Source organism: Amycolatopsis sp. NPDC051045 (assembly GCF_040682955.1).
GTDB lineage: Bacteria > Actinomycetota > Actinomycetes > Mycobacteriales > Pseudonocardiaceae > Amycolatopsis.
On sequence record NZ_JBFBCC010000013.1, the window covers coordinates 19544 to 32794 of the forward strand.

At 70.0% G+C, this 13251-nt stretch carries 10 protein-coding genes; 2 read left to right on the plus strand and 8 right to left on the minus strand.

Going from position 1 to position 13251, the window contains the following annotated elements:
* The first annotated feature begins 143 nt into the window (after positions 1 to 143).
* Positions 144 to 500 (plus strand): cupin domain-containing protein, encoded by a 357-nt coding sequence (locus AB0M80_RS27525; RefSeq protein ID WP_364570689.1) that lies wholly within the window; start codon positions 144 to 146, stop codon positions 498 to 500.
* 25 nt (positions 501 to 525) lie between these two features.
* A complete protein-coding gene (locus AB0M80_RS27530; protein ID WP_364570692.1) occupies positions 526 to 1131 on the plus strand; it encodes a DUF998 domain-containing protein in 606 nt (201 codons plus the stop codon).
* Between the two features lie 235 nt (positions 1132 to 1366).
* Here AB0M80_RS27530 and AB0M80_RS27535 read toward each other — a convergent pair whose 3' ends face one another.
* The 8 genes from AB0M80_RS27535 to AB0M80_RS27570 all read right to left on the minus strand — a co-directional run bounded on the left by AB0M80_RS27535 (position 1367) and on the right by AB0M80_RS27570 (position 13251).
* A complete protein-coding gene (locus AB0M80_RS27535; RefSeq protein ID WP_364570695.1) occupies positions 1367 to 3352 on the minus strand; it encodes a family 43 glycosylhydrolase in 1986 nt (661 codons plus the stop codon).
* A gap of 16 nt (positions 3353 to 3368) precedes the next feature.
* The gene (locus AB0M80_RS27540; protein WP_364571176.1) at positions 3369 to 4700 is read right to left on the minus strand and encodes a glycoside hydrolase family 43 protein; all 1332 of its coding nucleotides are present in this window, start codon (positions 4698 to 4700) and stop codon (positions 3369 to 3371) included.
* 59 nt (positions 4701 to 4759) lie between these two features.
* A complete protein-coding gene (locus AB0M80_RS27545) occupies positions 4760 to 6148 on the minus strand; it encodes an endo-1,4-beta-xylanase (protein ID WP_364570698.1) in 1389 nt (462 codons plus the stop codon).
* Positions 6149 to 6184: 36 nt separating this feature from the next.
* Positions 6185 to 7195, minus strand: a complete 1011-nt coding sequence (locus AB0M80_RS27550; RefSeq protein ID WP_364570701.1) for a cellulose binding domain-containing protein — start codon at positions 7193 to 7195, stop codon at positions 6185 to 6187.
* Between the two features lie 206 nt (positions 7196 to 7401).
* The gene (locus AB0M80_RS27555) at positions 7402 to 9036 is read right to left on the minus strand and encodes a ricin-type beta-trefoil lectin domain protein (RefSeq protein ID WP_364570704.1); all 1635 of its coding nucleotides are present in this window, start codon (positions 9034 to 9036) and stop codon (positions 7402 to 7404) included.
* Between the two features lie 141 nt (positions 9037 to 9177).
* A complete protein-coding gene (locus AB0M80_RS27560) occupies positions 9178 to 9927 on the minus strand; it encodes a glycoside hydrolase (RefSeq protein WP_364570706.1) in 750 nt (249 codons plus the stop codon).
* A gap of 223 nt (positions 9928 to 10150) precedes the next feature.
* Positions 10151 to 11254 carry an RICIN domain-containing protein gene (locus AB0M80_RS27565; protein WP_364570708.1) on the minus strand — a complete coding sequence of 368 codons (1104 nt, stop codon included), beginning with the start codon at positions 11252 to 11254 and terminating at the stop codon, positions 10151 to 10153.
* Between the two features lie 23 nt (positions 11255 to 11277).
* Complete coding sequence (locus AB0M80_RS27570) at positions 11278 to 13251, minus strand: alpha-L-fucosidase (RefSeq protein ID WP_364570711.1); 1974 nt, start codon at positions 13249 to 13251, stop codon at positions 11278 to 11280.

Genomic DNA, 13251 nt, shown 5'->3' on the forward strand with positions numbered 1-13251 from the left:
CCCCGAGTATGCCGCACCGGGTCCGGGCGCGGTCTCCGTGCCGGATCTCCGTGGTGGGTTCCGTGGTGGCCACGGATGCCCCGGGTGCCGCGCCGGGCCGAAGATCACCACCAGCACCGCAACCGTCCCGAAAGGACCCTCCCATGGTGATCATCGCGAAGGAAGACGACCTGCGCATCGGCAGCGGGCGCACGGCCCGGTTCGAAGGCGAGACCTACGGCTCCGGCGTCTCCTTCTTCCACGTGCACAACACCGAGGGGCAGGGGCCGGACGCCCACGTGCACCCGTACTCGGAAACGTGGGTGGTGCTCGCCGGCCAGGCGCTCTTCCGCACCACCGACGGCGAGGGCCTGGCGCACGAGGGTGACGTCGTGGTCGTCGGGGCGGGCACCGCGCACGCGTTCCGCGCCGTCGGCCCCGAGCCCCTGCGCATGCTGTGCATCCACGCCTCCCCGCGCATCGAGCAGGACTTCCTCGACGACGACGCCATCTCCTTCTGACCCCCTTCCGGAAAGGAACTCCGCCATGACCACCACCCTCGCCCGGCCCGCTGTTTCCGCGCGGCTGACCTGCCTGGCCGTCGCGGCCCCGCTGTGGACCACCGTTTCGCTGGCCCAGGCGGCCACCCGCGACGGGTTCGACCTGACCCGCCACCCGTTGAGCGCGCTCAGCACCGGCGCGCTCGGCTGGCTGCAGATCACCAACTTCGCCGTCGCGGGCGTGCTCGTCCTCATCGGCGCGCCCAGCCTCGGCAGAGCGGTCTCGCGGCTGCTGGCGGTGTACGGCGCGGGGATGATCGCGGCCGGTGTCCTTCCCCCGGACGCGGGCGGCGGCTTCCCCGCGGGCACGCCCGGGGGACCACCGGCGGCGCTGTCGTGGCACGCGTACGGCCACATGGCGGCGGGCAGCATCTCGTTCATCGCGCTCATCGCCGCCTGCTTCGTGCTCGGCCGCCGGTTCGCCCGCACCGGAAACCGCCGCGACGCGGTGCTGTCGGGCATCGCCGGAGCCGCGCTGCTGCTGGGCAACGTGTGGGCGATGACCGGCGGTCCGGCCGGCTCCCTGACGCTGGCCGCCGGGGTGATCACCGCCATGCTCTGGGTTTCCGCGGTCGCCGCCCGCTCCCGCTGAGCCGCCTGGTTTCGCTGCCCGTGAGCCGCTCGCGCAGGAGGTGGTCCACCCGCACCGGGGGCGGACCGGTGAGTGGCGGGCGGTGGGCACCAGCTCGGACGGCGGGGCCGATCGCCGGAGGCGCGGAGCCGACGCGGCTCCGGCCCTCCGGCCTTGCGGTGGGCGGGTCTTGCGGCGCGCGGCCGCCGGTAGCGGTTCGTCGGCCGGGTTGCGACCACCGGCGAGGTCCCCGGTGCTACGGCGTGGTCAGGTCGAACCGCTGGAGGGTGACCTCGCCGCCGAGGGCCTGGGTTGCGTGGTTGAACACGGCGAACCGGTAGCCCATGAAGAACTGCCAGGCGTTGTTGAGCGTGAACGGCGTGCCCAGCGGGGTGAACGTCACTCCGTCGGTGCTGTAGGAGAACCGGGCCTGGCGGCCGGTGCCCGGGCGGATGTCGGCGTTGGCGCGCAGCCAGATCCGCGAACCGGACAGGGCGGCGCTCGCGATCTCGGTTCCGGTGCCGGTGGTGTTCCAGTTGCCGTCCATGGTCAGGCCGCTGACCATCACCACCCGGTTGCGGCCGCCGTCGCGTTTGACGCCGATCCACGCCGAGGAGTCGCGCAGCATCGCCAGCCCGGTGCGGTCGCCGTCGCGCATCGAGGTCAGGTCGAGCGTGGCCGTGGCCGTGGAGGTGGGGCCCTGGATCCGGCGGGTCAACGTGTTCCGGGCCGAGTACAGGTCGTTGGTGACCGTGGCCGTGGCCAGCTTGAGCCCGTTGCCGACCGAGAACTTGGTGGTGTCCGGGTTGTGGTTCCACTCCCACTGCGGTCCCAGCGCCGGGCCGGGGAAGGTGTCGGTGCCGGTCATCGGCTCGACCTGCCGGGGTGGTGGTGGCAGGTTCGGCTTCGGGTACGTCGTGCCCCAGCGGCCGTTGACCGTCTGCAGCCGCGGCCAGCCGTCGGCCGTCCAGGTGACCGGGGCGAGCGCGGGGACGCGTCCGCCGGGGTAGGCGTCGACGAAGGCCAGGTAGTACCAGTCGCCGTTCTGCGTCTGCACCAGGCCGCCCTGGTGCGGGACGCCGCCGCCCTGGATGGGGCCCGGCAGGTCCAGCAGCACCTGCTGCACGGTGTAGGGCCCGAAGGGGCTGCTGGCCTTGAGGATGTACTGGCCGTTGGCCGGGCGGGTCACGAAGATGTAGTAGCTGCCGTTGCGCTTGTAGAACCGGGATCCTTCGAGCGTACCGATGTTCGAGGGGGTCTGGAAGACCTGCTGTGAGCGGACTTCGGACTTGCCGTCCTTCGAGAGCTGGGCCACGCTCAGGGTGGTGTTGCCGTAGGCGACGTACATGGTGTCGTCGTCATCGACGAGCATGCCGGCGTCGTAGTAGCACTTGTCTATCGTGGCGTGCTTCGACCACTGGCCGTCCACCGCGGTGGCGGTGTAGATGTAGGTCTTGGCGAAGTCGACGCAGCCGCCCCAATAGAAAGTGTCGTTGCTGGCGCGGTGGTTGAAGAACGACGCCCAGATGCCGCGCACGTAGCCGCGTCCGCCGCTCATGTCGTACTTCGCGCCGAAGTCCAGTTTGGGCACGGAGTGCCCGGCGAACTCCCAGTTCACCAGGTCGTAGGAGCGCAGGATCGGCGCGCCCGGCGAGTAGTGCATCGTCGAGGCGGAGTAGTAGTAGGCGTTGCCGACCCGGATGATGTCGACGTCGGCGAAGTCCTGCCACAGCACCGGGTTCGTGAACGTCGACGGCTGGTTCGGGGTGGTCGTGGTGGTCGGGGTCGTGGGGGTGGTCGGCGTGGTGGGGGTCGTGGGATCCACACCCCCGGTGCACAGGTTCCCGTTCAGCCGGAACGACGCCGGGTCCGGGTTGGCCGTGGTGAACGAGCCGTTGAAGCCGAATTCGGCCTTGCCGCCGGTGGGGATGGTCGTGTTGTAGGTGACGTTCTTCGCGCTGACCTGGGTGCCGGCCTGGGTGATCACCGCGTTCCAGTGCTGGCCCACCTGCTGACCGGAGGCGAACGACCACTCCAGCGTCCACCCGCTGACCGCGTCGCCCAGGTTGGTGACCGACACGGACGCGCCGAAGCCGCCCTGCCATTCGGACGTCTTCGAATAGGTGACCGAGCACCCGGCCGCGGCGTGCGCGGCCGGGGTCGCCACCAGGACGGCGCCGGCGAGGCCGGTCGCGGCGAGCAGGGCCGAGACGGCCGCCCGGGATTGTCGGCGTGACACCACGTCTGTCCTTTCCGCATCAGGCGGAGAACTGCCACCAGTTGACGTTGAAGAGGTAACCGCTGCCGCCGGTGAACCGCAGGACCAGGTCCTGCGTGCCCGTCACTCCGCTGACCGGGCAGGACACCGACGTCCACGTCTGCCAGCCGCCGGTGCCCGCGACGGTGCAGCGCCCCACGACCGTTCCGGTGGCGCTGCCCAGCCGCACCTCGATCGTGCCGCCGGAGCTCGCGGAGGCGACTCGGGCGGTGAACGTCTTCGCGCCCGCGCCGAAGGCGACGTTGCGGACCTTGACGTTGTCACCGTTCTCGATCCACCCGATGTTCATGCCGCCTTCGGACGCCGGTTCGGTCTCGATCCCCGATTCCCGGTTGATCGTCTCGGCTTCCTGCCGGACGAAGGGATCCAGCGTGTCGGCCGGCGGCGGCCCACTGTTCGTCATATTGATGGTGGGGATGCTGCCGTCGGCGTTGTAGGCGAACTTCTCCACCGACACCGAGCGGGTGTAGCCGCCCCCGCCCGGCAGGGCACCGTTGTGGTAGAAGAAGTACGAGCCGCCCTTGTAGTCGATGATCCCGGGGTGGTTGGTGAAACTGCCGCCCTGCGTGGGCATGACCGTGCCGCGGTAGGTCCACGGGCCGGTGGGGCCGGGCGAGGTGGAGTAGGCGATGAACTCCGAGCAGCACTTGGCCGCGAACACGTTGTAGTACGTGCCGTTGCGCTTGTAGACCCAGGGGCCTTCCTCGTACATCGTCGGGCGGCTGCCGCCGTTCGGGCGCGTGCCGAACCCGGCCGTGGTGAGCGGGATCTGGTTGATCCCGCCCGAGTACGACGTCATGTCGGTGTTGAGCCGCACGTACGAGAGGTTGGGGTTGCCCCAGTACAGGTACGCCTGCCCGTTGTCGTCGATGAAGACGGTCGGGTCGATCTCGCCGTTCTCGACGAGCGGGTGGCCGATGGCGTCGCGGAACGGCCCCGTGGGGCTGTCCGCGACGCCGACGCCGATGGCCATCCGGCCGGTCGCCCGGTTGACCACCGGGACGTACCAGTAGAACTTGCCGTTGCGTTCGACGGCCTGCCCGGCCCACGCGTCCTGTTTGGCCCAGCTGAACGTCGCCAGGCTCATCGGCGAGCCGTGGTCGGTCCAGTTGACCATGTCCGCGGACGACCAGACCCGCCAGTCCTTCATGGTGAAGTAGGTCGAGCCGTCCTCGTCGTGCCCGGTGTAGAGGTAGACGCGGCCGTTGTGCACCAGCGGTGCCGGGTCGGCGGTGTAGATCTGCTGCACGATCGGGTTGTCGGCGTGCGCGGTGCCGGGCAGGAGCGCCATCGCGCACAGGGCCGCGGTCATCCAGGCGAGCACGCGCTTTCGGTGGTGCACGATGGTTCTCTCCTTCGTCGGGGAGCGGGTCAGCTCGCTGCGCAGGTCGACGTGATGCCCTCGGCGCTGCCGGTGCCCTGGAAGCCGAACTCGGTCGACTGCCCGGCCGCGACGTTGCCGTTGTAGGAGACGTTGGACCAGGTGACGCTGCCGGTGGTGCCGCTGTTGCTCGCGCTCCAGGAACTGGTCACGGCCGCGCCGCCGGGCAGGCCCGTCGTCACCCGCCAGCCGTTGAGAGCGGAGCTTCCCGCGGTGACCTTCACCGTGGCCACGAAGCCGCCGTTCCACGAGTTCAGCGAAACCGAAGCGCTGCAGCCGCTGGGGTTCGGCGTGGTCGGGGTCGTGGGCGTGGTGGGCGTCGTGGGCGTGGTCGGGGTGGTCGGCGTCGTGGGGGTCGTCGGGCTGGTCGGCGTGGCGGCGTTCAGGGCGTCGAGGACGCTGTTGTACGCGGCCTTCTTGTTTCCGTTGCCGTCGAACAGAAGCGGGTTTTCGCCGCCGCGCCAGGAGTCGGTGTCGCGGATGCCCCACGTGGTGATGCCGGCGCAGCGGGCGACGGCCACGCAGGCGCGGGTCACCGCGCCGTAGGCGTTGGCCTGGTTGCTGCCGGAGATGTCGAGCTCGGTGATCTGGACTTCGACGCCGAGGTCGGCGAACCGCTGGAGGTTGGCCTGGTAGTCACCGGGCGGGTTGCCGCTGAGGTGGGACTGGAAGCCGACGCAGTCGATCGGGACACCGCGGGACTTGAAGTCGCGCACCATGTTGTAGATGCCGGTGCTCTTGGCGTTGACGCCGTCGGTGTTGTAGTCGTTGTAGCAGAGCTTCGCGCCGGGGTCGGCGGCCCGCGCGGCGCGGAAGGCGGCTTCGATCCAGTCGTTGCCGGTGCGCTGCAGGTTGGAGTCACGCCGGCCGCCGCTGCCGCCGTCGGCGAACGCCTCGTTGACGACGTCCCAGGCGTAAATTTTGCCCTTGTAGTGGGTGGCCACCTGGGTGACGTGGTTCATCATGGCTTGGCGCAGGTCGGAGCCTTCCATGCGCTGCGCCCAGCCCGGTTCCTGCTGGTACCACAGCAGCGCGTGCCCGCGCACCCGCTTGCCGGTGCTCACCGCCTGGTTGAGGATCCGGTCGCCGCCGCTGTAGTTGAACTGGCCCCGGTTGGGTTCGGTGGCGTCCCACTTCATCTCGTTCTCGGGCGTGACCATGTTGAATTCCCGATTCAGGATGTTCACGTAGGTCGAGTCGCCGAGCTTGCCGGCCGCGACGGCGGCGCCGAAGTACCGGCCGCTCTGGGCGGCCGACGCGCCGAGCGTCGAGGCCGCGCCGCCGGCGGAGGTGGCCAGCACCAGCGAAACCCCGAGCGACGTCGCCAGGAAAGCCGAAGCCAGCGCGGCGCGGGAGAGTGACCGCGATGTCATCTTCATGTTCACACCTTCATTCGTGGGGTACGGGGTGCGCGGTCACGGGCTGGTGCACGTGGCCGCGTCGAGGCTCGCCGCGCCGGGACCGGACACGAGGAAGCCGAAAGTCGTGGAGGTTCCGGTGCCGAGCGCGCCGTTGTAATCGACGTTCCGCACCGTGACCGGGCTGGTGCCGCTCGCCGTGCCGCCCCAGATCCGGGTGACGCTCTGGCCGCCGGGCAGGGTGAATCGCACGGTCCAGCCGGTGAGGGCGGCGGTGCCGCCGTTCGCGACGGTCACTTCGCCCTGGAAGCCGCCGTTCCAGCTGCCCACGACCCGCGGCGTCGCGGTGCACGGGCCGTCCCCCGTCGGAGGCGGTGGGTCCCCGCCGATGCTGCCCGGCACCGCCTTGAGCGCGTTGTACCAGGTGGTGGCCATCTTGCTGTAGCCGGCGGCGTTGGGGTGGATGCCGTCGGGCAGGTCGGAGACGGCGGCGGAGGGGTACATGTCGACCAGGTGGACGCGCTTGCCGGCGGCGGCCTTGGCCCGCAGGTCCGGCGCGATCGCCGCGTTGAAGGTGCGCACCGCCGGGTCGGCGAACCGGATGGGGATGATGGTGGCGACGAAGAGCTCGGTGTCCGGGGCCTGGCCGGTGATCCGGTCGACCAGCGCCGAGAGCCGCCGCGGCGCGCCGGCCGGGTCGCTGCCGTACATGTCGTTCGTGCCGATGTGGAGCAGGATCGTGCGGGGGTGGAACGCGGTCAGCCAGCCCGAGACTGATCCGTCGATCTGGGCGATGGTCCAGCCCGGGTGACCTTCGTGGTTGCGGTCGGGCATGCCGGCCGGTCCGTCGGCCAGCGAGCCGACGAAGTCGATCGCGCGCCCGTCGGCCCGCAGTTTCGCGCCGAGGTCGAGGCGGTAGCCGCCGATCGACCCGCCCTGGGTGATCGAATCGCCCAGCGGCATGATCGGCACCGCGGCGGCGGTGGCCGCCGCAGCCGCACCCGCGGGCGCCGCACCGAGCACGGCGCAGGCCGCCAGCACACCGGCGATGGTCTTCGCGAGTTTCATCGGGGAATCCTTCGGTTACCGCGGGGAGGCAATTCCTGGGGTATGTGGTGGCGACCGGCGCCGGAAATGGCGGACGGATGCGGGGTATCGCCGAATTAGGCTCGGTTTACCAGCGTATCCGGGTGCCGCGCGCGTGACCACGTATTTCGTGTAAGTTTCATTCTTCGCGCCTTCCGAAGATCGGTTTTCGAAGCGCCTTTCCGGGTTCAGGCGCGGGTCCACTTCTGGTTCGCTTGGCCGTTGCAGGCCCAGAGGATGGCGTGCGCGCCGTTGGCGGTACTGGCGCCTTCGACGTCCAGGCACAGTCCGGATCCGGTGTTGCGGATCGCTCCGTCCTGGCCGAGGGTCCACTGCTGGCCGGCTTGTCCGGTGCACGACCGGCTGAGCACGCGGGCGCCGCTCGTGGTGCCGTCGAGGCATTTGTCGCCGAAGACGCGGATTTCGCCGTTGGCCCAGGTGGTCCAAAGCTGGTTGGCGGCGGTTTGGCAGTCCCAGATGAGGGTGCCGGCGCCGGAGGCGGTCGAGGCGTTGTCGACGTCGAGGCAGCGGTTCGAGCCGGCGTCGCGCAGCCGTGAGGTCGTGGCGGCCAGCGGGGATCCACCGGAGATCCGGTAGGCGGCGACGCCGTGGGCGGGCACGCTCGCGGAAATCGTGCCGGTGGTGGTGGAGGTGCCGCCGGTCCACAGATCGGTCAGGGTGAACGACGTGCCGGACAGCCCGGCCTGCGCCGCGGTGGTGCTGAGGGTGGCGGTGGCGCTGCCGCGGTTGAGCAGCCCGACCGCGACCGATCCGTCGGCGAGGGGTTTCGCGAAGACCTCGGTGTTGCCGTCGTCGCGGACCCGGCGGCCGCCGGCGCCGAGGCTGTCCTGGTCGACGGCGAGCAGCCGGGGGTTGCGCAGGATCGCGCTGACATCGGCGGACATGGTGCGGATGTCGTTGCCCGCCATCAGCGGCGCGGCCATCAGCGCCCACAGGGCGAAGTGCGCGCGCGATTCGGTCAACGACAGGCCGGGGCGGCCGACGACGAGCATGTCGGGGTCGTTCCAGTGGCCGGGGCCGGCTTGGGCGGCCAGCGGAGCGGTGACGTCGAGGACGTTGCCGACGCCCATGGGGTAGCTGTTGGTGTTGCCGTTCTGCCAGATGTCGAGGAGGTCTTCGGTGGTGCGCCAGAGGTCGGCGACCTGGCCCCAGTCGTACTTGTCGCCGGTGATGGCGTGGTAGCTGTTGGGGTTGATGCTGTAGACGATGGGGCGGCCGGTGGCACGGAGGGCGTCGCGCATCCGGGCGAAGCGGGTGACTTGTTCGTCGCGGGTGCCGGCGGGGGAGCACCAGTCGTACTTGAGGTAGTCCACGCCCCAGGAGGCGAAGGTGCGGGCGTCTTGGGTTTCGTGGCCTTGGCTGCCGGTGGAGCCGGGGTAGGTGCCGGTGCGCTGGGCGCAGGTGCGGTCGGTGGGGACTTGGTAGATGCCGAATTTGAGGCCGCGGGCGTGGATGTAGTCGCCCAGGGCTTTCATACCGCTGGGGAACTTCGAGGCGTGGCCGCGCAGGTTGCCGGCGCTGTCGCGTTGGGGGTCGAACCAGCAGTCGTCGACGACGATGTACTGGTAGCCGGCTTCGCGCATGCCGGAGGAGACCATGGCGTCGGCGGCTTGGTGGATGGTGGTTTCGCTGACGTTGCAGCCGAAGCTGTTCCAGCTGTTCCACCCCAGCGGCGGGGTCGGCGCCGGGCTGCCGGGCGCGGCGACCGCGGCGGGCGAGGCCGGTGCCGTGACCGACATCGCCAGCGCGGCGGCGGCCGCGGCGAGCAGGTGCAGGACCCGTGGGCGGGTGCGAGCGGGCATCATCGCTTCTTTCCGGACGGTGGGGGAGGAGAGCGGGCCGGGCACGTCTGTTAGCGCTAACACGTCAGGGCAAAAAGCGGAAATCCGCCGTCACCGGCCGGGCGTCTTCGGTGACGCCCGGCCGGTCCTTCCGGTCGTGGACTAGCCGACGTTGGCGGAGAACGAGTTGACCGCGAGGCCGACGCCGCCGCTCCACGGCTCGAACCCGGCCTGGATGCTGGTGAGGTACCAGGAGCGGTCGACGCGGGTGCGGTTGTCGACGTCGTTGACGAAGTCCATCACGTTGAACGACCAGCTCGAGATGGTCGATTGGGCCACGTAGGACACCACGTCGTTGCCGCCGTTGTTGCCCTGCCACACTTCCCAGCTCCGGCCGCCGATGGTGGTGGTGCCGACCCGGCCGCCCACGGGCTGCACCCCGCCGGTGCGGTTGAACCAGATCATCAGCTCCATCTGGTTGACCCCGTTGGTCTTCGCGGTCGGGTCCATCCAGATGTCGTAGGAGGCGTCGAAAACCGATCCGCCGACGTAGTTGTAGGAGATCGACGTCGACGCGCTGCCGATCCGGCTGAGCTGCCGGGGCAGGTTCGTGCCGGGCGAGCAGTTCCCGTAGTGGCACCCGACGTAGATCGCCGGGTACGACAGCGGCGCCCCGCCGCTGGTGGAGCCCTGCTGGGTCTGGATCCGGAACCCGCTGCCGGTGACGTTGATGCACTGCTGGGCGCTGCTGCCCCACCGGTTGTTCATGACGACGTACCGGCCGCCGATGGTGGTCGATCCGTACTGGTCGCAGATGAGCGTGTCCGCGTGCGCGACCGGTGCGACGGCGACCGGTGCCGCGAGACCGGCCGCGGCGAGCAGCGCGGCGGACAAAGCCTGCCTCAGTTTCATGTGTCGCCTCCACGTCGTTGTGGCGTTGTTCTGGGAGCGCTCTCAACCTGAGTGGTACCGATGAAACCACAGTGGCAGGCCGGAGCAAAGAGGATGGCTGTGATCAATTTTCGGAATTCGCCCGCACCCGCGGGAAATGACGATTCACCTGCGCGGACCAGGCGGTGCCGAGCGCGAAAGTTTCGCGCCGGCACCACCGCGGCGCCGATCGCCGCCGTTTTGGTCACGCTGCCGCGCGCAGCGTCCACTTCTGGTTCACCTGCCCGTGGCACGTCCACAGGATCAGCTTGGTGCCGGCGGCGGTGCCCCCGCCGGTCGCGTCGAGGCACCGGCCGGACTGCACGCCGGTGATCGTGCCGTCGGCGTTGACGTTCCACTGCTGGTTGGCCTGGCCGCTGCAGTTCCAGATGATCACCGGGGTGCCGTCGGCCGTGCCTTGCCCGGACGCGTCCAGGCACTTCGTCCCGTAGGCCGTCAGCTGCTTGCCGGTGGGCGTCCACGTCGGCCCGCCACAGTCCTGCACCTGCACCGCGGTGCCGTCCGCGGACGCCGGGACGTCGGCGCACCGGCCCGATTGTGCGCCGAAGATCTGCCGGGCCGGGGTCGCGCCGGGGGTGCCGATGCTGCCCGGGACCGACTTCAGCGCGGTGAACCACGCCGCGGCCATCTTGTCGTAACCGGCGGCCGTGGGGTGGACGCCGTCGATCAGCTCGGCGGCGGTCAGTGCGGAGTGCATGTCCACCAGGTGCACGTGCTTGCCGGCGTTCTGGTTGCGCTGCACGATCCCGGGAACCGCCGCGTTGAAGGTGCGGACCGCGGACTCCCGTGCGTCGCCGGCGAGCGGCGTGATCGTCGCGACGAAGACCTCGGCGTCCGGTGCCGTCCCGGTGATGCGGCCGACCAGGCCGGACAGGCGGTCGGGCGCGTGGGCGACGTCGTGGTTCTGCAGGATGTCGTTGGTGCCGAGGTGCAGCAGGACCGTGTGCGGGGTGCTGGTGCGCAGCCAGCCGGCGATGTTCGCGTCGACCTGGTCGATGCGCCAGCCCGGGTGGCCCTCGTGGTCGTGGTCGCCGAGCGTGGCCGGGCCGTTGGACTGGGAGCCGGCGAAGTCGACCTGGTAACCGCCCGCCGTGACCCGCTGCCAGAGCCCGATCCGGTACCCGCCGGGTACCTGCGTGCCTTCGGTGATGGAATCGCCGAGGGGCAGGACCCGGATCCCGCCGTTCGATTCGGCGGTGGCGGTGCCCGGCAGGACGGTGCTCGACAGGACAGCGCCGGCCGCCAGGACCGCCGCGGCCGCGGCGAGCCACTTGAGCCGTGTTCGCATCTGGTCTCCTCGATGATCCGCCGTCACGTGCCGGTGATGGTCCACTGGTTGTTCGTGCTGCTGTTGGGTACCCACAGGCCCGCATTCGCACCGGCGGCGGTGCTGCCCATGCCGTCGAGCGCGGTCCCGGTGCCCCGGTTGACGATCTGGTACCGGCCGGTGCCCAGGCTGTTCAGCCGCCACTGCTGGCTGGTGGCGCCGGTCCACGTCGCCTGCGCGCAGGTGGCGCCGTTGGCGGTGTTGCCCCGGCTGTCGGCGACCATCCCGTTGGTGCGGTTGACGATCCGGACGTAACCGCCACCCGCGTCGGTCAGCTGCCACTGCAGGTTCGTGCTGCCGTCCCAGTTCCACTGCTTGAGCGGGGAGCCGGCCGCGACGGTGCCGCCGCTGTCCAGCACGAGACCGGTGGCGACGTTGGCGATCCGGGCCCAGCCGGTCGGCAGCGGGCCGGAGCCGGGCGTGGGGACCTGCCCGGAGAACGTCAGCTTCACCACGTAGGCCGGCGCGTCGAACGGCGGGTTGGCCGAAGGCAGCTGGACGCGCAGCGCGGAGGCGTCCTGGGTGGGGCTGGGCAGGGTCGTGGCGGCACCGGCGTCCGGGCCGAGCAGCTGGGCCGAGACGAGGTTGCCCACGTTGATCCGGTTCGCACCGAGGGTCGTGATGGGGAAGGTGCTGCCGGGCCAGCCCAGCACGGTCGCGTACAGCACCGTGTTGTCCTTGCTGCGGGTGAACCGCACGTCGGTCCGGGTCCCTTCCACCGGGGTGGTGAACGAACCGCCGCCCATCTTCGTCGGCCCCTCGCCGTACACGGCCCAGGCGCGGGTGCCGTAGACGGATTCGCCGAACCGCTTGAGGTAGTTCCCGATGCCGAGCAGGATCGAGCGCTGTCCGGCCGGGATGGTGCCGTCGGCCATCGGGGCGATGTTCAGCAGCATGGTGCCGTTCTTGCTGACCCGGTCGAGCAGCGAGTGCAGGATGGCCTTCATCGAGTAGTAGCCGATGCCGGTGGTGTAGCACCAGCTGGAGCTGGAGATGCTGTCGTCGGTCATCCAGTAGGGGCTCATGAGGTCCCCCGGTCCGCCGCGCTCGAAGTCGAAGACCTCGCCGCGGTTGTCGAAGCCGTCTTTGTAGGTGGCGACGACGTCGGAGTTCCAGGCCACCGCCTGGTTGTAGTAGTGCGAGAGGAAGTTCAGCCGCTGCGCCTCGTCGACCTGGGTCAGGTTGAAGTCCTGGTAGACGAGGTCGGGCCGGTAGCCGTCGACGACCTCCCGGAGCTTGTCGTACCAGAGCTGGTTCTCCGCGGTCCGGCCGTTCTGGCCGAACAGCCGGCGCAACGACTCGGTCGGCTGGTTCGGCACGTGGTCGTAGTAGCCGGTGAAGTGGTAAGCGTGATGGAGCGCCGTCAGCAGCTTGAGGCCCTTCCCGCGGATCGCGTCCGCGTGCAGCCGAAGCAGGTCCAGCTTGGGCCCGGTCTTGACCGAGTTCCATTCGTTGACGGCGCTGTTCCACATCGAGTACCCGTCGTGGTGCTCGGCGACCGGGCCGGCGAACTTCGCGCCGGCGTCGGCGAACAGCTGGGCCCACTCGGCGGGGTCGAAATTCCCGCCCGCGGACTTGAGCTTCGGCGCGAACTGCACCCAGTTGCCCGCCTTGTCGCGGGCGCCGTTGATGAAGTTCTGGTACGGCCACGCCGACGGATCGCCGAACACCGCCTTGTGGTGGTTGTTCTCGTTGGACCCGCCGATGTACATGTTCCGCGGGTACCACTCGTTGCCGAAGGCGGGGACGCTGAACACGCCCCAGTGGTAGTAGATGCCGAACTTGGCGTCCTGGAACCACTCCGGCGCCGGGGGGTGCTGGTCGACCGACGACCAGCTCGGGGTGTAGCTGCTCGGACCTTCGGTGGCCCACGCGGTCCGGACGCGCAGCACGCCGGCGGCCGCGGCGACCCCGGCCACCGCGATCAGCTTGCGCCTCGACAACTCGAACGAAGACAT